Source organism: Alterinioella sp., from assembly GCF_058343375.1.
In genome coordinates this window covers 57,355-76,180 of record NZ_JBTUJH010000002.1, presented here as the reverse complement: position 1 = coordinate 76,180, position 18,826 = coordinate 57,355, and the positions used below count along the sequence as shown (strand labels likewise).

The following is an 18,826-nucleotide window of genomic DNA, read 5'->3' as shown; positions in this document are numbered from 1 at the left end:
CAGCCCAAATCCGAATTTCCAGACAACAGGTTGCGTAATCACAAAATGCTCGGTTAGGCGGTCCTGTTTATAGTGGCTGAGTCGGCTCTTTCGCATACGGCCCATGATAACCCCTTTTTTGAGTTATCTGGGTCAGCCCCTTGAACTATTCCCCTGCCACGGCCACCGGCGCGCCTTGGCGTGAGTCTGCCAGCTGCGCCTCCAGGGCCGACAGGCGGCGGGCAAAATGCGCGGCCCCCGTGGCTGTCAGCGCGCGGCGCGCGACAATGGCGGCCAGACGCGCGCCGCCGCGATCCTCGGCCCGTGCCAGAAGCCGCCCCAGATAGCTGCGATCGCTTTGCCGCAGGCGCCGGATGATCTGGGAAAAGCGCAGATCCGTCATCCGGTCATTGGCAATGGCCTTCAGGATGCGGTCCAGATTGCTGTGCGGCTCCAAAAGCGACAGGATCGACGCGCCGCCGCCGCGAAACCGCAGCCGCTGGCAGGTTTTGGAACGGAACAGGGCTGCATGGGCGGCATCCAGCACCTCCAGCGGATCGTAGATCACAAAGGTCTGCGATGCGCCGTCGATCATATCGGGCGCATATCCGTAGCGGCTGTTGAAATCCTTGCGCCAGGCAGCGCGGAACCGCAGTTCGAACGGGGCGGCCTCACGGTCAAGCGTTGCAGCAGGTGACAGAACCAGCACCTTTGCCCCTGGTGCTGCCACCGAAAAGGCCGCCGCCGCATGGCCACACATTGGCCCGGCCCCCAGAAAGATCACCTGATCAAAACTGTCGAAAAACCCTTCATCGGTCAGCTTGTCGAAAAACCGGTAAAGCCCCGCGTCCCGGAACCATGTGCGACCATCGGCCAGGATGCTCAGCATCGACCATTCGCGTTTCTTCACCGCCTCGAACCCGACCGGCAAAGCACCGTCACCCTTGGCGATCACGCGGTCGATCTCATCGAAGCTGACCAGCAGCGTATTGCCCTCCTGGACATACAGCGCGAAGTGATCCCGCCCCAGGTGTTCGAAAAACCCGTGCATCTTGCCGATCTCGCCCATGCGGGCCTGCCAGTCGGAGCGGCTTGGACGATCAGATGTGTTGGCAGCAGTCATGTCGTTCATTGTCAGGTCTCGTCTTGCAGGGCGGGGCGGGGCCGGTCAGGTAGGGGTCGGTCAGGGCCGGGGGTCGGATCCCTGGTTGTTATGGCGCTGCATTATGGCACAAAAACGCGGCGAATGGGCCAAATCCACAAGATTTTCGGGCATTATTTTGCGCTTCCGGACCCGCTGGCATAACAATGGTCGGCCCTCGGGGGGATTGATCACCATTTAGGGAAACTTAATACAAAATCAGGGCATCTGGCGGCAGCGCTGCGCCCAGTGCCGGAACAGATTCGCATCCGCCGGGGCTTGACCCGCGCGCGCCGGGTCGCCTTGATGGGGCGGTAAGTGAAAGGGGCAGGAATGCAGACAATCGATGAGGTGCAGACCGCGCTGGCGGCGCAGAACTATATCTGCGGGCGGGCGTTGGCCACGGTTGTGTTTCTGTCCCTGAAACTGGGCCGGCCGCTGTTTCTGGAAGGCGAGGCCGGAACCGGCAAGACCGAGATCGCCAAGGCCATCGCCGCCAGCCTGGGCCGCCGCCTGATCCGGCTGCAATGCTATGAGGGGCTGGATGCCTCCAGCGCCGTCTATGAGTGGAACTTTGCCGAACAGATGATCGCGATCCGCAGTGCCGAGGCGGCCGGTGGTGCCGACCGCAATGCGCTGAAAACCGAGCTCTTCACCGAGGAATATCTGATTGAGCGGCCCTTGTTGCAGGCGATGCGTCCGCAGCCCGGTGGCGCGCCGGTGCTGCTGATTGATGAGCTGGATCGCACCGATGAGCCATTCGAGGCCTTCCTGCTGGAGGCGCTCAGCGATTTTCAGGTCACCATCCCGGAACTGGGCACCATCCATGCGCCCGAGCCGCCGATTGTCATCCTGACCTCGAACCGCACCCGCGAGGTGCATGACGCGCTGAAACGACGCTGCCTGTATCACTGGGTCGATTACCCGAATTTCGAGCGCGAGATGGAGATCCTGCAGGCCCGCGCGCCGGAAGCCTCCGAAAAGCTGAGCCGCGAGATTGTCGGCTTTGTCCAGAAACTGCGCACCGAGGATCTGTTCAAACGCCCCGGCGTGGCCGAAACCATCGACTGGGCCAAATGCCTGTTGGCGCTGGATATGATCGAGCTGTCACCCGAGGTCATCGCCGACACGCTTGGGGCCATTTTGAAATATCAGGATGATATTCAGAAATTGCAGGGATCCGAGGCGAAACGGATCCTTGATGAAGTGCGGGCAGAGGTGGCGGCAGCGTGATTTTGCGGCCCCGCCCCATCGCCGCCAGGCCGGGCCCGGTCGATATGCGACTGGTTCTCTGAATATCTCCGCGAGGCATCCATGGCCGAACATATCCCGCTTGATCTGCCCGATGCGCCGCAGCTTGCTGCCAATATCACGCATTTCGCACGGGCGTTGCGCGCGGCGGGGCTGCCGGCCGGGCCGGGCCGGGTGCTGGATGCCATTCGCGCCGTCGCGGCGGCGGGCTTTTCCGATCGCGCCGATTTCTTCTTCACCCTTCAGGCCTGTTTCACGTCGCGGCCCGAACATCGGGTGATCTTTGCCCAGATCTTCCGGCTTTACTGGCGCGATCCGCGCTATCTGGAACATATGATGGCGATGCTGCTGCCCGCGATCAACGGCGTGGCCGCGGATCGGGTGGCCAAACCGGCTGAAAAACGCGCCGCCGAGGCGTTGCTCGATGGGGTCGATCGCGACCTGCCCGATATCGGCAGCGAGGAGCAGGACGGCACCAAGGTTGAAGTTGACGCCACGCTGACCATGTCCGCCGAGGAACGGCTGAGACATCTCGATTTCGAACAGATGAGCATGGCCGAGATGGCCGAGGCAAAACGGCTGCTGGCAAAAATGACCCTGCCGGTGCGCCCCCTGCAAAGCCGCCGCACAATGGCCGCCCCACATGGCGCGCTGCCCGATTGGCGGCGCACGATGCAGGCCGCGCTCAGGCGTGGCGGCGAATTGCAGCGCTTCGAGATGAAGGCCAAACGGATCCGCTGGCCCAATCTGGTATGCCTGTGCGATATCTCGGGCTCGATGTCCGCCTATTCGCGCGCGGCGCTGCATTTTCTGCATGCGGTGGCGAACCGGCAAGGTGCCGGATGGGCGCAGGTCCACAGCTTCACCTTTGGCACAAGGCTGACCAATATCACCCGGCATCTGCGCCAGCGTGATGTCGATGCCGCGCTGGCGGCGGCGGGGGCGCAGGCGCAGGATTGGGAAGGCGGCACCAGGATCGGGGCCTGCCTGACCAGTTTCAATCGGGACTGGTCGCGCCGGGTATTGGGGCAGGGGGCGGTGGTGCTGTTGATCACCGACGGGCTGGACCGTGACGACCCGGGCGCGCTGGCGGCGCAGATGGAGCGGCTGCATCTGTCGGCGCGTCGCCTGATCTGGCTCAATCCGCTGCTGCGATGGGACGGGTTCGCGCCCCGCGCCGCGGGCATCAAGGCGATGCTGCCCCATGTCGACAGTTTTCGCGCCGGCCATAATATTGCGGCCTTGCAGGGGCTGGCCGAGGCCTTGGGCCGATCCGATGACCGGGGTGAAAAGGCGCGGTTGATGGCGATGCTGTCGGCGGGTGCCAAGGATTTTGGAAAATCCTTGTAACAAGCGCTTTGCAAAGCGCTTGCCGCCCGGAAGAGAGGGTATCCGCACGATCCGGGTCGCGTTCCGGCGATTGCCGAGGCCAATTGCGAGGCTGCACCCGATTGGAGGACGCCCGATGGCCCTGAAATTTCATCCCTATGACCAGCCCTTTGTCGACACCGTCCGCGCCGGTGGCCCGGATGCCAATGGGCAGCCCGCCGAGCGCAGGGTTTGTGATGGTGTCGGCACCCCGTGCCGGTCCTGCCTGCAGGATGTGCCACCGGGCACCGGGATGCTGATCCTCGCCGCACGACCCTTTCCCGCGTTGCAGCCCTATGCTGAAACCGGCCCGATCTTTCTGTGCGCCGCTCGCTGCACGCCATGGGAGGGCGACGGGCTGCCGCCGATCCTGACCATGTCGCCGGATTATCTGCTGAAGGGATATTCGCCCGACAACCGCATCGTTTACGGCACCGGAGCGATCGTGCCGCAGGACCGGCTGATGGATTACGCGACAGAGGTTCTATCCGACAAGCGGGTGGCCTATGTTGATGTCAGATCGGCCCGCAACAATTGCTTTCAGACACGGATCACCCAGACAGAATGACTCACTCCTACGACCAGATCCCCGAGATCGCGCTGGACTGGCACCGCCAGGGCAAGGGCGCGGCTCTCGCCACCGTGGTGGAGACCTGGGGCTCGGCCCCGCGCCCGGTTGGCAGTCAACTGGCGATTTCAGGCGCGGGCGATATGGAAGGCTCGGTCTCGGGTGGCTGTGTTGAAGGGGCGGTGGTGACCGCGGCGCAGGAGGCGCTGGCCGAGGGCCGATCCGAGATGCTGGAATATGGCGTTGCGGATGAGGATGCCTTTGCCGTGGGCCTGGCCTGTGGCGGGCGTATCCGGGTTTTTCTGGAACCGGTCGGTGCGGTCCTGCCGGTGGCCATGCTGGCGGCGCTGGTCGCTGCCCGGGCGGCGCGCGATCCGGTGGCTTACGGCGTCAATACCCGGACCGGCGCGCGGCGGATGATCGCGGGCGATGATGCAAGCCTTGCGGCCCGGTTTCGCGCCGACAGATCCGGCTTCAACGGCGAAGAATTCATCGTCATCCACAACCCGCCCCTGCGCCTGCTGGTGGTGGGGGCCGTCCATATCGCGCAGGCCCTGCTGCCGATGGCGCGGCTGGCGGGCTATGATACCAGGCTGATCGACCCGCGCCCGGCCTTTGCCGCTACGGCGCGGTTTCCGGGCGAAGACATTGTGCAGGATTGGCCCGACGAAGCCCTGGCCGCCGCCCGCCCCGATGCGCGCACCGCCCTTGTGACCCTGACCCATGATCCGAAACTGGATGACCCCGCCATTCACGCCGGCCTGGCATCACCGGCATTCTATATCGGGTGCCTGGGGTCGACCCGGACCCATGCAAAACGGGTGGCGCGCCTGGCCGAGGCCGGGTTTTCGCAAGATCAGATCGGGCGCATTCACGGGCCGGTGGGGCTCGATATCGGATCACAGGGCCCGGCCGAGATTGCGCTGTCGGTGCTGGCCCAGATGACGGCAGTGCTGCGCCGGGGCCCCGCGTGAGGTTCGGGGCGGTTCCCCTGGCTCAGGCCGAAGGTGCGGTGCTGGCGCATTCGATGCTGTGCACAGGCAAAACGGGAAAACCCTACCGCATCGCCAAGGGCACGGTGCTGAGCCGCGACCATATCCGGGATCTGGCCACCGCGGGCGAGACACGGGTGACTGTGGCGCGGCTCGATCCCTTTGATGTGGCAGAGGATGACGCGGCGCGGTCTTTGGCCACGGCCATTGTGCCGGATCCCGAGGGGCAGGGGGTGCGGATATCGGGCGCGGGCGCGGGGCGGGTCAATCTCTATGCCACCCGGCCGGGGCTTGTCCGGATCGATGTGGCGGCCATCGAGGCGGTGAACGGCGTCGATCCGATGATCACCATCGCCACAGTGCCCGATTATCACCGGTCTGACGCGGGGGCCATGCTGGCCACGATCAAGATCATATCCTATGGCGTGGCGCAGCAGGCATTGCAGGCCGCGGCCGGCTGCGGCGCGGGCGCGATCACGGTGCTGGCACCTGTTTACCAGACGGCCACATTGATCGAGACGCTGCTCGGCCCGGAAACCCCGTCTGACAAGGGCCGCCGCGCAAACGCCGCGCGCCTGGAACGGATGGGGATGCGCCTGACCCCGCGCAATTTTGCCAATCATGACGAAGCGGGGCTGGCCCAGGCCATCACCGAGGCACCGGGAGAGGTGATTCTCATTCTCACCGCCTCGGCCACCTCTGACCCGATGGATGTCGGCCCCGCCGCGCTGCGCCGGGCAGGCGGGCAGGTGACGCGGTTCGGCATGCCTGTCGATCCGGGCAATCTGCTGTTTCTGGGCCAGCTTGGCGAAAAGCCGGTGATCGGCCTGCCGGGATGTGCGCGCTCGCCGGCGCTAAATGGCGCAGATTGGGTGCTGGAACGGGTGATTTGCGGGCTGAAAGTGACCGATCAGGACATTGCGGCGATGGCCGTGGGCGGCCTGCTCAAGGAGATTCCGACCCGCCCGCAACCGCGCGCGGGCGGCGATTCGGGCGATTCGAAGGACGACACGTCGCCGCTTTTTTGACCATCCGAAAAAATTTCGTTTGCCCACGGCCAATTCCGTGTTTGGATACAGTCCAAACCGCCAAGGGAGGATTTTCATGACCCAGGTCTCGATGACCGTGAACGGGAAAGCTGTTTCCGGTTCCGTGGAAGGGCGCACGCTGCTTTCTGATTTTCTGCGCGAGGGATTGCGCCTGACCGGCACCCATATCGGCTGCGACACCAGCCAATGCGGGGCCTGTGTGGTCCATGTCGACGGCAAGGCCGTGAAAAGCTGCACATTGCTGGCGGCCGAGGCGGAAGGTGCCGAGGTCAGAACCATCGAAGGCATGGCCAATGCGGATGGCACATTGTCGACCATCCAACAGGCCTTTCAGGATCATCACGGGCTGCAATGCGGCTTCTGCACACCCGGCATGGTGATGTCGGCGGCAGCACTTCTGGCCGAAAACCCGACCCCGTCCGAAACCCAGATCCGCGAATATCTGGAGGGCAATATTTGCCGTTGCACCGGGTATCACAACATCATCAAGGCAATTCTGGCCGCCAGCGGCCAGGGAGCTTCCGCGGAGGCCGCCGCATGAGACCTTTCATTCTGGCATTGTCGGTGGCTGTTCTGGTCCCCGGTTTTGCCATGGCAGAGGGGTTTTCATCGGGCTATGTCACCGGGTTTGTCACTGAAACCGAGTGTATCGATTCCGCCCGTGCCGCGATGATCGCGCATTTCGAGGCCAATGGCATCACCCCCGATATCGGCGAGGGCAGCTATTCGGTCTATGGCTTCGACGTGCCGCCGGGGATCACCCAGGTGGCAGTCGTGTGCATCGAGGATGCCGGATCAATCGTGGCGGCCGTGACGGGCTATTCGATTGTCGAAAACGGCACCCGTCTTGAAACCGTGCAGGCGCTGATCGACCGGATCAACGGCCAGCCGGTCGCCAATAATACCGCGCCGTCCAATCCGACACCGGCTCCGGTGCCGGGCGGCAACAAATAAACCAGGCCCCGCGCGGATCTGCGCAGGGGGCATCATTCGGCCAAAGTGCCGAAATCAGGGAGGATGACAATGCCCAAAGACAGCGGCATCGGCGCCAGTTCCAAACGGCGCGAGGATATCCGGTTTCTGACCGGTGAAGGCAATTACACCGACGATATCAATCTGCATGGCCAGGCCTATGTGCATTTCCTGCGCTCGGATGTGGCGCATGGGCGGCTGAAATCGGTCGATACCAGCGTGGCGGCAGAGATGCCCGGTGTGGTGCGAATATTCACCGGGGCTGATTTCGAAGGCGTCGGCGGGATACCCTGCGGCTGGCAGATCACCGACAAGCACGGCAACCCGATGCAGGAACCGGCGCATCCGATTCTGGCGCAGGGCAAGGTTCGCCATGTCGGCGATCCGATTGCCGCCGTGGTGGCCGAAACCGCAGCCCAGGCAAGAAATGCCGCCGAGGCGATCGAGCTTGATATCGAGGAGCTTCCGGCCGTCATCGACATGAAGGCGGCGGTGCAGGATGGCGCGACCAAGGTGCATGACGATCTGGATTCGAACCTTTGTTTCGACTGGGGGTTTGTTGAGGAAAACAAAGCGGCGGTGGAGGCGGCCTTTGCGGCGGCGGCTCATGTCACCACGTTGGAGCTGGTCAATAACCGGCTGATCGCCAACCCGATGGAGCCGCGCGTGGCGGTGGGCGATTTTGATCGCTCCAGCGGCGACAGCACGCTCTATACGACCAGCCAGAACCCGCATGTGATTCGGCTGCTGATGGGGGCCTTTGTGCTTGGCATCCCCGAACACAAGCTGCGCGTCGTGGCCCCCGATGTCGGTGGCGGCTTTGGCTCAAAGATCTTCCACTATGCCGAGGAGGCGTTTTGCACCTTTGCGGCAAAGGCGCTGAACCGGGCCGTGAAATGGACCTCGACCCGGTCCGAGGCGTTCATATCCGATGCCCATGGCCGCGATCACGTCACCAAGATTGATCTGGCGCTGGATGCTGAGAACAATTTCACCGCAGTTCGCACCGATACCTACGCCAATATGGGGGCCTACCTGTCCACATTCGCGCCAGCGGTGCCCACCTGGCTGCATGGCATATTGATGGCCGGCAATTACAAGACGCCGCTGATCTATGTGAACGTCAAGGCGGTCTTTACCAATACCGTGCCCGTCGATGCCTATCGCGGCGCGGGCCGGCCCGAGGCGACGTTCCAGCTGGAGCGTGTCATCGACAAGGCGGCGCGCGAATTGGGCGTCGATCCGGTGGCGCTGCGGCGGCAGAACTTTATCACCGAATTTCCCTATGCCACGCCGGTGGCGGTGGAATATGACACTGGTGATTACAACGCCACCCTGGACAAGCTGCTGGAAATGGCCGACCGCGACGGGTTTGAGGCCCGCGCCGCGCAAAGCGCCGCCAACGGCAAGCTGCGCGGCTTTGGCATCAACACCTATATCGAGGCCTGCGGCATCGCGCCCTCGGCTCTGGTGGGGCAGCTTGGCGCGCGCGCCGGGCTTTACGAATCCGCCACCGTGCGGGTCAATGCCACCGGCGGGCTGGTGGTGATGACCGGCAGCCACAGCCACGGGCAGGGCCACGAGACCTCCTTTGCGCAGGTGGTGGCCGATATGATCGGCATCCCCGAAGATCAGATCGAGATCGTGCATGGCGACACCGCCAAAGTGCCGATGGGCATGGGCACCTATGGCTCGCGCTCCATCGCGGTCGGTGGTTCGGCCATGGTGCGGGCAACGGAAAAGATCATCGCCAAGGCCAAGAAGATCGCGGCGCATCTGATGGAGGCATCCGACGGCGATATCGAGCTGAAGGACGGCATGTTCTCCGTCGCAGGCACGGATAAATCAGTGGCCTGGGGCGATGTCACGCTGGCCGCTTACGTGCCGCATAATTACCCGCTGGAGGAGCTTGAGCCGGGGCTTGAGGAAACCGCGTTCTATGATCCGTCGAATTTCACCTATCCGGCCGGGGCCTATGCCTGCGAGGTCGAGGTTGACCCCGAAACCGGCAAGGTCACGATCTGCAGCTTTACGGCGGCGGATGATTTCGGCAACATCATCAATCCGATGATTGTCGAGGGTCAGGTCCATGGCGGTCTGGCGCAGGGCATCGGCCAGGCGTTGCTGGAGGGTGCGGTCTATGACAGCGACGGGCAGCTTCTGTCAGCCAGCTACATGGATTACGCCATGCCGCGGGCCGATGATCTGCCATCGTTCAACGTCGATCATTCCTGCGCCACGCCCTGCACGCATAACCCGCTTGGTGTCAAAGGCTGTGGCGAGGCCGGGGCCATCGGCAGCCCGCCCGCGGTGATCAATGCCGTCATTGATGCGCTGCAACGCGCTGGCAAGGATGTGACCCATATCGACATGCCGCTCAGCCCGGGACGGGTCTGGGAGGCGATGAACGGATGATCTCGGGCCCGCGCCGCCGGTTTGTGCGGCTGGCGGGGGATTTGAGTATTTGGACAAAGAAGATGGGGGTAGGGCCCTGTTTTTCTGGGAGGACAAAGAGATGTATGAATTCGAGCTGAAACGCCCCGGCACCATCGCGGATGCGGTGGCGGCGATGGGGTCTGATGACGCACAGGCGCTTGGCGGCGGGCAGACATTGCTGCCGACGATGAAGCAACGGCTGGCGGCCCCGGCGGTTCTGGTCAGCCTGGGTGGCGTGGCCGAAATGCAGGGCATCTGCACCGATGATGGCGGGCGCATCTGCATCGGGGGGGCCACCACCCATGCAGACGTGGCGGCGGCAACGGCGGCAAGCTATCCGGCGCTGTCGCATCTGGCGGGCCATATCGGCGACCCGGCAGTGCGCAATCGCGGCACGATTGGCGGATCACTGGCCAATAACGACCCGGCCGCGTGTTACCCGGCGGCGGTTCTGGGTTCGGGGGCGACAGTAGTCACCAACATGCGCGAGATTGCGGCGGATGATTTCTTTCAGGGCATGTTCACCACGGCGCTGGATGAGGGCGAGATCATAACGGAAGTGAAATTTCCGGTGCCCGAGGCGGCGAATTACCAGAAGTTCCTGCAACCGGCCTCGCGGTTTGCGCTGGTCGGTGTCTTTGTGGCGCGGTTTGCGGGCGCGGTCCGCGTGGCAGTGACCGGTGCCTCGCAGGAGGGCGTGCATCGCTGGGGCGCGGCTGAGGCGGTGCTGGAGGGCAATTACTCGGCCGCCGCCTTGGACGGGCTGTCGGTTTCATCAGATGGAATGCTGGCGGATATGCATGGCTCGTCCGCCTATCGCGCCCATCTGGTCAAGGTGCTGACCGGCCGCGCGGTGGCGGCGTCGGGCTGAACCGCAAGGCAATCTGATCTGCGGATGCGCCGGGGCAGATTGTCCCGGCGTTATTTATGGAACGGGCCTCCTGTGACGGAGCGGCATATGATGCAGGCGGGCGATTGGTATTGCTGCCTGGATGATGTGATGATCGGGCCGGGGCTGGGCATTGGCCCGGGGGCGATTGTGGGCGCGGGCGCGGTGGTAACGCGCGATATGGCGGCGGGGGTCACAGTGGCAGGATCGCCCGCGCACCCGATCGGATAGTCGCCACGCGCGATCCGGGGGGGCGGAAAAATCTTCCTTCAAGATTTTTCGGGCCGGAAGAATTTTGCAGGAAAATTCTTCCGCGCGCTCAATTGCCGGCGTTGGGGAAAAACAGCTGCTGGCCGCCTGCTTCGAAGCCTGCAATCACCGCCTGACCATCGGTCAAAAGCCATTCGGTGAAGGCCGCGGCCCCGTCAGAGTTCACATTCGGGCAATGGTCCGGGTCGACCGGAATGATGCCATATTGGTTGAACAGCGCCGGGTCGCCCTGGCTGAGGATGACATGATCGCCCCGGTTCTCGAAAGCCAGCCAGGTCGCGCGGTCGGTCAGCGTATAGGCACCCATTCCGACGGCGACGTTCAGCGTGGCCCCCATGCCCGACCCGGTCTCGCGATACCAGCTGCCCGAGGCCGCCGAGACATCGGCGATGCCATCCCAAAGGCTGAGTTCCTTCTGATGCGTGCCGCTGTCATCGCCGCGACTGGCAAAGGCGGCTCCGGCCCCGGCAATCCGTGCCAGCGCCTCGGTCGCATTGTCGGCCCCGGCCACGCCGGCCGGATCACTTGTGGGGCCGACGATGACAAAGTCGTTATACATCAGGTCATAGCGGGCCGTGCCGAAGCCTGCCGCGACAAAGGCCTCTTCCGCCGCGCGGGAATGCACGATCACCATATCGCCATCGCAGCGTCCGGCATTGCCAAGCGCCTGACCGGTGCCAACCGCCACGACACGAATATCGAGGCCGAGCGCCTGCGCCGCGATAGGCAGGATATAGCCATAAAGGCCCGAATTCTGGGTCGAGGTCGTCGATTGCACCAGCACGACGGGATCATCGGCCAGGGCGGGGCTGGCGAACAGGGCGAACAGGGTGACGGGAATCAGCTTCACAGCAACAGCTTTCCGTTCAGATAGGCGCGCGCGGCGGCGCTTGTCGGTGCGGATAGAAAGGCGGCTTTGTCTGCCTGTTCATGGCAGCGCCCCTGATGCAGGAACGCGACCTCATCGGCCAGCCTTTGCACCTGTCCGATATCATGGGTGACGAGAATCACCTTGGTCCCCTCAGAGGCGACGCGCGCGACCAGCGCCTCGATGGCATGGGTGGATTGCGGGTCGAGATGTGCGGTGGGTTCATCCAGCATCAGCAAAAGCGGGTTGGCCGCCAGCGCCCGGATAATGGCAAGCCGTTGCTGTTCGCCACCTGACAAGCGCCGGGCGGGGCGGTCGGCGAGCGGTTCCAGATGGCCAAGCGCCAACAGCCCCGCAGCCCGTTCGCCGCGCTCGCGCCGGGGCACTCGCGCCAGCGCCAGCGCATGACGCAGATTGGCCCGCACCGAGCGGCGCAACAATACCGGCTGTTGCAGCACAAACCCGATCCGGCCCTGCATGGCACGCGGGATCTGGACCCGGCCCTGATCGGGTGCGATAAGTCCGGCAATGACCCGCAGAACCAGCGATTTACCGGCCCCGTTCGGCCCCAGAAGCGCGGTAATTCCGGCGGGTGACAGGTCAAGATCGACGCCGTTCAGAAGCGCCACTTTGCGGCGGGTGACATGCAGGCACCGAATGCTCAGCCCCGGCATTTGCGGTTTGCGGGTCGGCTGGAACGGGATGATGTGCTGTTCGTCGCGGTCAGGCATGGGCCTGTGCCTCCAACCGGCCACGCAGGCCAAGCACGACCGCGTTCAGCACCAATGTGATCAGCAGCAGCACCATGCCAAGCCCAAGCGCCAGCGGCAGCGCCCCGCGCGAGGTTTCCAATGCAATCGCCGTTGTCATGACCCGCGTGACATGGTCGATATTTCCCCCCACCAGCATCACCGCGCCAACTTCGGCCAGCGCCCGGCCAAGCCCGGCCAGAAGCGCCGTGGCCAATGAAAACCGTGCGTCCCACAAAAGCGTGGCGATCACGTCCAGCCGGGTGGCCCCAAGCACGCGCAGGGTTTCGTCATATTCGCCCAGAAGATCGGCAAGGGTCGAGCGTGACAGCGCCGCGATGATGGGCGTGACCAGCACCGTCTGCGCCACGATCATCGCCGCGGGCGTATACAGAAGCCCCAATACGCCAAGCGGCCCCGAGGCCGAGAAGGTCAGATAGACCACCAGCCCCACGACAACCGGCGGCAAACCCATCAGCGCATTGACCAGAACCACCAGCGCGCCCCGGCCCGGAAAGCGAAAGACCGCCAGCGCCGCGCCAAGCGGCAGGCCGATCAATGCGGCCAGAAAGACCGCCGTCAGAGAGACCCTGAGCGACAGGGCCACAATCTCAAGCAAGTCGGCATCGCCCGAAAGAACAAGGCCCAGAGCGGTCAGAATACTGTCGGTGAATGTGGGCATGGCAGACCTTTCTGATGCGCAGAATGGCGCGAGGCGCAGGCGCAGCGTAGGTCAGAATGCGACCGAAAACCATCCGGGCACGAAGCGGGGTCCATGGCGGTGCCGTCAATCGGATATTTCTTGGCCGGGCGGCAGAAACAAAAAAATCGCCCCCGCGCCGATCTGGGCGCGGGGGCGACACAAGAATTCGGATCCGGCGCGAAGCCGCGGCGTGTCAGAGGCCGAGCGCGATGCGCAGACGGCTTACAACTTCGCCGACCATTTCAGGGTTGTTGCGGGCCTGTTCGATTGCAGCAGACAGCGCCACACGCGAGATGTCGGACAACCCGTCAGAGCCCGAAACCAGCGCCAGCGCGGCGTCGGGATCAAAGCTTTCGACATTCAGGACCGCAGCGGGATCAAGGGCGGCTGTAGCGGCCTCGGTTGCGGTTTCCGTTGCGGTTTCGGCCACGGTTTCGACAGCATCGGTCGCGGTTTCCGTTGCGGCCTCGGTTGTGGCTTCGGTTGCGGTTTCCGTTGCGGTTTCGGTCACGGTTTCGACAGCATCGGTGGCGGTGTCCGTAACGGCCTCGGTTGTGGCCTCGGTTGCGGTTTCCGTAACGGCCTCGGTCTCGGTCACTGCCTCAACCGCTTCATTGGCCCCTTCAATGACGGTTTCCGCAACGCCTTCGACAGCCTCAGCGGCTCCTTCGGTCACGGCCTCCAGGACGGTTGCCGCACCTTCCGACAGATCGGCCTCGCCTTCGGTCACGGCCTCGACCGCATCCGCCACACCTTCAGTGACCGTTTCCATGGCCTCGGTCGCCTCTTCGGTCACGGTATCCATCACCTCTTCCACGGCGCTTTCGGTTTCCTCGGTCACCTCCGCGACTGCCTCTTCCACGGCCTCGGTCTCTTCGGTGACCTCCTCGGCCTCCTCCATCACCTCTTCGACGGCGGGCACGGGTTCATCGGTATCCCGGCTGAACGGGCTCATGAAATAGACAATGGCGGCAATTGCGGCCAGTGCGATGGTAATGATCAGCGAGCGTGACATGGGTTCTCCAGACTTGAATGAAAATTGCTTTTGCGGCTTCAAATAGGCCCCCTTTTTGGTCAGCGCAACGCAAACCCGCCACTGAGTGCAGCATTCATTGTCAAACCGGCGGCGTTTCGCCTTGAACCTTGCGGTGTGCGGGGGTAATTTTGCGCAAACACCCATGTTGGCAACAGAAGGAATTCGCCGATAGCCCGCAGACCCCATAACGCGCCCCCACAGCGCGATACCGGCCCCCGCGTCAATGAACGCATCCGGTCCACAGAAATCCGCCTTATTGGCGCTGAAGGTGAAAATGTCGGGGTGGTTACCCCCGCGCGAGCCATGGATATGGCTGCCGAGGCCGGGTTGGACCTGGTCGAAATCTCACCCAATGCCGAACCGCCCGTGTGCAAGATCATGGATTTCGGCAAGTTCAAATACGAACAGCAAAAGCGCGAATCCGAGGCCCGCAAGAAGCAAAAGACCATCGAGGTCAAAGAGGTCAAGTTCCGCCCCAACACCGATACGCATGATTATGACGTGAAAATGCGCAACGTGTTCCGGTTTCTGGAAGGCGGCGACAAGGTCAAGGTGACGCTGCGCTTCAAGGGCCGTGAGATGGCGCACCAGAATCTGGGCCGTGAGCTGCTGGAACGGGTGGCCGAGGACGTCAAGGATATCGGCAAGATCGAGAACATGCCGAAGATGGAAGGCCGTCAGATGGTGATGATGATCGGCCCGGTAAGGTAACAGGGCGACATCGGAAATAGAGAAGGCGCGCCACCCCGGCGCGCCTTTTTTTGCAGTCAGCGGTTTGGCAAGTCGCGCAGCGTTGCCAGATGATTCAGTCGAGAAACGCCTTTTCCACCACATAGTGCGCCGGCCGGGAATTTGCCCCTTCTTCCAGGCCGAATTCCTCCAGCATCGCCTTCAGCTCAAGATTGAAGGCCAGGTTGCCGCAGATCATGGCGCGGTCGGTCTCGGGGGTGATCGGCGTCACGCCGAGATCGGCGAAGGCCTCGCCCGAGCGTATCAGATCGGTGATGCGGCCCATCCTGGCGCTCTTTTGCCGGGTCGTGGTGGGGTAGTAGCGGATCTTGTCGGCAAAGCCTTCGCCGATCAGTTCGGCCAGCATTTCATCGTTGCGGATCTCCTCGATCAGTTTCGCGCCATAGGCCAGCTCGCCCGTCTCGCGGCAGGTATGGGTGATGATCACCTCGTCGTAATCCTCATAGGTTTGCGGATCACGCAGCAGGCTGGCAAAGGGCGCAAATCCGGTGCCGGTGGCGAAAAACCAGAGCCGACGCCCGGGCAGCAGCGCGTCATGCACCAAAGTGCCCACCGGTTTGGGGCGCAGGATGATCTCATCGCCGGGCCGGATATGTTGCAGGCGGCTGGTCAAGGGACCGTCGGGGACCTTGATGGAATAGAACTCCAATTCGTCATCCCAGGAGGGCGAGGCGATGGAATAGGCACGCAGCAGTGGTTTTTGCTTGCCGGTCCTGGGGTCGGGGTCACCCATCAGCCCGATCATCACGAATTCGCCCGACCGGAACCGCAGCGAGGCCGGCCGCGTCACGCGGAAGGAAAACAGCCGGTCGGTCCAATGCGTAACCTCGGTTACGGTCTGGGCATCGGGCAGGGTAGGCACTTTTACGGCGCTGGCTTGGGTCACGGGGGAATGCTCGATCATGTCAATTATTGCGGCCTGTCAGTAAGCCGCACCTTCTGTCTAGTCTTTGATCTGGGTCAGGAAAAGGGGTATCAGGCCGCCATCATCCTGGCGCGGTGATCATGGGCGCGCCAATCGGCCCGCGCGCGCCATTGATCCTCGGGTTGGCGGGCGGCCAGATCGGCGGGAATTTCAACATCGTCAAAGCCTGACCGCCGCGCCATCGCATATTGATCGGCCAGCAGGGGACCGGCGGCGCGCAAATGCCCGCCATAGCCCATCTGGCGCAACCTCCGCGCCAGCGTGAACCCGCGGCCATCGGCGAAACTTGCAAAGGCGATGCGAATGGCGGGGATTGTGGCCAGATCGGGGGCCAGCGCGGCCAGATCGGCGTCGGGCGTGATGTCGCGCGGGGCAAGCCCGGTATCGGGTGCAAACCCGTCATCGGTGACGATCACGGCGCTGAGGCTGGCTTCGGTCACAAGGTCTTTCATGTCGTTTCCTTTCTCAGGAGGCGTGTTTCAGGGGCCCAGGCACGATGCGCCCGTCGATGAAATGGATACCGCATTCTTCCTTGTCGGAGCCGCTCCAGCGGCCCGAACGCGGGTCATCGCCTGCCGCCACGGGGGCGGTGCAGGGGGCGCATCCGATGGACGGGTAACCCTTGGCCACCAGCGGGTGACGCGGCAGGCGGTTATTGATCATGTAGTCGCGCACATCTTGCGGTTCCCAATGTGCCAAAGGGTTGATCTTGATGCGCAGATCACCCTCGGTCTCGAAAAACTCAAGGCCCGCGCGGCTGCCCGACTGGAACCGTTTGCGCCCTGTTATCCAGCTGTCGAACGGGGCCAGCGCATGTTCCATCGGTTGGATTTTGCGCAGATCGCAGCAGGCGTTTGTATCGCGTTGATGCAGGGTGCCGTCAGGATCGCCGGTGAGGGTGGCGATCTTGCTGGCATGGATGATGCGCATATCGGTCAGGCCAAGATGATCGGCGACCTCGCGCTGATAGCTCAGCGTTTCGGCAAACAGCATCTGGGTGTCGATGAACAACACCGGCACCGACTTGTCGATCACCGCAACCATATGCAGCAACACCACCGATTCGGCCCCGAAGGACGAGACCAGCGCAATGCGCCCGAGATCGGGATCGGACAGGGCGCGTTCCATCACCGCTGTCGCCGAATGGTGGAGGTAGCGCCTGTTCAGCGCCGCGACCCAATCGGACAGGCGGCCAAAGGGGGCATCAAGCGGCATGGTGGGCGGCCTCTGGATAAAGGGCCGCCTTGAACGGCTCCATGCCGAGGCGCCCATAGGTCTGCAGGAAAGTCTCACCGGCATCTTGGCGCAGGCTCAGATAGGCCATCACGATGCGCTCGATCGCGGGCACGATCTGATCGTAGGAAAAACCGGGGCCGGTGCGGCTGCCGATCACCGCATCCTCGGTGCCGTCGCCGCCAAGCGTGATCTGGTAATTCTCGACCCCGGCGCGATCCAGACCCAGAATGCCGATATGGCCGACATGGTGATGGCCACAGGCATTGATGCAGCCTGAGATCTTGATCTTGAGCGGGCCGATATCATGCTCCAGCTTCAGCGCGTCGAACCGCGTGGCAATTTCCTGCGCAACGGGGATCGAGCGGGCCGTGGCCAGGGCGCAGTAATCCATGCCGGGGCAGGCGATGATATCCGAGATCAGGCCAATATTGGCGGTGGCCAGATCGGCGGCTTTCAGGCGGGCATGGATTTCGGGCAGGTGGCGCTTGTGGACATGTGGCAGAATGACATTCTGTTCATGGCTGATACGCAGCTCATCATGGCCAAATTCCGCCGCGATACCGGCCATCACCCGCATCTGATCGGCACTGGCATCACCGGGGGTGGCGCCTTGTTTCTTCAGCGAAATGCTGACGATCGCATAGCCATCGGCACGGTGATCCGACAGGTTGGTATCGGCCCAGGACCGGAACACCGGATCACCGGCACGGGCGGCATCATAGGCCGCGACCGGGGCGGTTTCAAAGGCAGGCGGCGCGAAATAAGCGGTGATTTCCTCCAGCAATTGCCGGGTCTTGGCTCCATCATAAAGCGATTTGCGCAGGCCAAATTCGGTCTCGACCTCGGCGCGCAGATTTTCCAGCCCGAACTCATGCACCAAAATCTTGATGCGGGCCTTGTATTTGTTGTCGCGCCGGCCGATGACATTCCAGACCGCGACAGTGGCCTCGAGATAGGGCAGCAGATCCTCCAGCGTCACGAAATCGGCCAGCAGCTTGGCGATCATCGGGGTGCGGCCAAGCCCGCCACCGACCCAGACCTGATACCCGATCCGGCCGTCGCGCGCGACGATGCGCAGCCCGATATCATGCGCCGCCGTCACCGCGCGGTCATTGCGGCTGCCGGTGATGGCGATCTTGAACTTGCGCGGCATGAACTGAAACTCGGGGTGGTCGGTTGACCATTGCCGCAGCAGCTCGGCCACCGGGCGCGGGTCGGCCAGCTCATCGGCGGCGGCCCCGGCAAAATGGTCGGCGGTGACATTGCGAATGGTGTTGCCGCTGGTCTGGATGGCGTGCATGCCGACCTCGGCCAGCGCATCCAGCATGTCGGGCACGTCGCGCAGTTTCGGCCAGTTATACTGGATATTCTGGCGCGTGGTGAAATGGCCATAGCCCTTGTCCCAGGTCTCTGCCAACTCTGCCAATTTCCGCATCTGCGCCGAATTGAGCGTGCCATAAGGGATGGCCACGCGCAGCATATAGGCGTGCAGTTGCAGATAGAGCCCGTTCATCAGGCGCAGCGGCTTGAACTCATCCTCGGTCAGGCTGCCGTCGATACGGCGCTCCACCTGGGCGCGGAACTGGGCGTTGCGTTCGGCGAGGAATTCGCGGTCGAATTCGGAATAACGGTACATTGAGGCGT

General features: G+C 63.2%; 19 protein-coding genes and 1 pseudogene. 11 read left to right on the top strand and 9 right to left on the bottom strand.

Annotated features, from left to right (window positions below; all coding sequences use genetic code 11):
* Nucleotides 1–145: 145 nt before the first annotated feature.
* Entirely contained in the window at nucleotides 146–1,102 is a 957-nt protein-coding gene (locus ACW8PS_RS00730) for a phosphoadenosine phosphosulfate reductase (protein ID WP_491525332.1), read from the bottom strand.
* A gap of 351 nt (nucleotides 1,103–1,453) precedes the next feature.
* Here ACW8PS_RS00730 and ACW8PS_RS00725 point away from each other — a divergent pair, with 351 nt between their 5' ends.
* From ACW8PS_RS00725 to ACW8PS_RS00680, 10 genes and pseudogenes are all read left to right on the top strand, one after another.
* On the top strand, nucleotides 1,454–2,353 hold the full coding sequence (locus ACW8PS_RS00725) for an AAA family ATPase (protein ID WP_491525331.1): 900 nt from the start codon (nucleotides 1,454–1,456) through the stop codon (nucleotides 2,351–2,353).
* 81 nt (nucleotides 2,354–2,434) lie between these two features.
* On the top strand, nucleotides 2,435–3,721 hold the full coding sequence (locus ACW8PS_RS00720; RefSeq protein WP_491525330.1) for a vWA domain-containing protein: 1,287 nt from the start codon (nucleotides 2,435–2,437) through the stop codon (nucleotides 3,719–3,721).
* Nucleotides 3,722–3,836: 115 nt separating this feature from the next.
* Nucleotides 3,837–4,307, top strand: a complete 471-nt coding sequence (locus ACW8PS_RS00715; protein WP_491525329.1) for a DUF1203 domain-containing protein — start codon at nucleotides 3,837–3,839, stop codon at nucleotides 4,305–4,307.
* Nucleotides 4,304–5,281: an XdhC family protein gene (locus ACW8PS_RS00710; RefSeq protein WP_491525328.1), complete on the top strand. Its 978-nt coding sequence runs from the start codon at nucleotides 4,304–4,306 to the stop codon at nucleotides 5,279–5,281. Before ACW8PS_RS00715 ends, ACW8PS_RS00710 begins: the two co-directional genes overlap by 4 nt.
* On the top strand, nucleotides 5,278–6,327 hold the full coding sequence (locus ACW8PS_RS00705; RefSeq protein WP_491525327.1) for a molybdopterin-binding protein: 1,050 nt from the start codon (nucleotides 5,278–5,280) through the stop codon (nucleotides 6,325–6,327). Before ACW8PS_RS00710 ends, ACW8PS_RS00705 begins: the two co-directional genes overlap by 4 nt.
* 76 nt (nucleotides 6,328–6,403) lie before the next feature.
* Nucleotides 6,404–6,889 (top strand): (2Fe-2S)-binding protein, encoded by a 486-nt coding sequence (locus ACW8PS_RS00700; RefSeq protein ID WP_491525326.1) that lies wholly within the window; start codon nucleotides 6,404–6,406, stop codon nucleotides 6,887–6,889.
* Entirely contained in the window at nucleotides 6,886–7,302 is a 417-nt protein-coding gene (locus tag ACW8PS_RS00695) for a hypothetical protein (RefSeq protein WP_491525325.1), read from the top strand. The genes ACW8PS_RS00700 and ACW8PS_RS00695 overlap by 4 nt, the downstream gene beginning before the upstream one ends.
* Nucleotides 7,303–7,371: 69 nt before the next feature.
* Nucleotides 7,372–9,735 carry a xanthine dehydrogenase family protein molybdopterin-binding subunit gene (locus tag ACW8PS_RS00690; RefSeq protein ID WP_491525324.1) on the top strand — a complete coding sequence of 788 codons (2,364 nt, stop codon included), beginning with the start codon at nucleotides 7,372–7,374 and terminating at the stop codon, nucleotides 9,733–9,735.
* 100 nt (nucleotides 9,736–9,835) lie between these two features.
* Nucleotides 9,836–10,627: an FAD binding domain-containing protein gene (locus ACW8PS_RS00685; RefSeq protein ID WP_491525323.1), complete on the top strand. Its 792-nt coding sequence runs from the start codon at nucleotides 9,836–9,838 to the stop codon at nucleotides 10,625–10,627.
* A 123-nt stretch (nucleotides 10,628–10,750) separates the two neighbouring features.
* Nucleotides 10,751–10,876 (top strand): annotated as a pseudogene (locus ACW8PS_RS00680) (sugar O-acetyltransferase); the annotation flags it as partial.
* A gap of 88 nt (nucleotides 10,877–10,964) precedes the next feature.
* Here ACW8PS_RS00680 and ACW8PS_RS00675 read toward each other — a convergent pair.
* The 4 genes from ACW8PS_RS00675 to ACW8PS_RS00660 form a co-directional block, all read right to left on the bottom strand.
* Nucleotides 10,965–11,765, bottom strand: coding sequence for an ABC transporter substrate-binding protein (locus ACW8PS_RS00675; RefSeq protein ID WP_491525322.1), 801 nt, complete (start codon nucleotides 11,763–11,765; stop codon nucleotides 10,965–10,967).
* Nucleotides 11,762–12,514 (bottom strand): ABC transporter ATP-binding protein, encoded by a 753-nt coding sequence (locus tag ACW8PS_RS00670; RefSeq protein WP_491525321.1) that lies wholly within the window; start codon nucleotides 12,512–12,514, stop codon nucleotides 11,762–11,764. Before ACW8PS_RS00670 ends, ACW8PS_RS00675 begins: the two co-directional genes overlap by 4 nt.
* Complete coding sequence (locus tag ACW8PS_RS00665; protein WP_491525320.1) at nucleotides 12,507–13,214, bottom strand: ABC transporter permease; 708 nt, start codon at nucleotides 13,212–13,214, stop codon at nucleotides 12,507–12,509. The genes ACW8PS_RS00670 and ACW8PS_RS00665 overlap by 8 nt, the downstream gene beginning before the upstream one ends.
* A gap of 214 nt (nucleotides 13,215–13,428) precedes the next feature.
* Entirely contained in the window at nucleotides 13,429–14,250 is an 822-nt protein-coding gene (locus ACW8PS_RS00660; protein ID WP_491525319.1) for a hypothetical protein, read from the bottom strand.
* A 189-nt stretch (nucleotides 14,251–14,439) separates the two neighbouring features.
* Here ACW8PS_RS00660 and infC point away from each other — a divergent pair, with 189 nt between their 5' ends.
* Nucleotides 14,440–14,982, top strand: coding sequence for a translation initiation factor IF-3 (gene infC / locus ACW8PS_RS00655; RefSeq protein ID WP_491525333.1), 543 nt, complete (start codon nucleotides 14,440–14,442; stop codon nucleotides 14,980–14,982).
* Nucleotides 14,983–15,076: 94 nt separating this feature from the next.
* Here the strand turns inward: infC and ACW8PS_RS00650 are convergent, their stop codons facing one another.
* The 4 genes from ACW8PS_RS00650 to ACW8PS_RS00635 all read right to left on the bottom strand — a co-directional run bounded on the left by ACW8PS_RS00650 (nucleotide 15,077) and on the right by ACW8PS_RS00635 (nucleotide 18,818).
* Nucleotides 15,077–15,925: a ferredoxin--NADP reductase gene (locus tag ACW8PS_RS00650; RefSeq protein WP_491525318.1), complete on the bottom strand. Its 849-nt coding sequence runs from the start codon at nucleotides 15,923–15,925 to the stop codon at nucleotides 15,077–15,079.
* A gap of 71 nt (nucleotides 15,926–15,996) precedes the next feature.
* Nucleotides 15,997–16,398, bottom strand: a complete 402-nt coding sequence (locus ACW8PS_RS00645) for a DUF934 domain-containing protein (protein ID WP_491525317.1) — start codon at nucleotides 16,396–16,398, stop codon at nucleotides 15,997–15,999.
* Nucleotides 16,399–16,411: 13 nt separating this feature from the next.
* A complete protein-coding gene (locus ACW8PS_RS00640) occupies nucleotides 16,412–17,161 on the bottom strand; it encodes a phosphoadenylyl-sulfate reductase (RefSeq protein WP_491525316.1) in 750 nt (249 codons plus the stop codon).
* Nucleotides 17,151–18,818: a nitrite/sulfite reductase gene (locus ACW8PS_RS00635; protein WP_491525315.1), complete on the bottom strand. Its 1,668-nt coding sequence runs from the start codon at nucleotides 18,816–18,818 to the stop codon at nucleotides 17,151–17,153. Before ACW8PS_RS00635 ends, ACW8PS_RS00640 begins: the two co-directional genes overlap by 11 nt.
* Nucleotides 18,819–18,826: the final 8 nt, after the last annotated feature.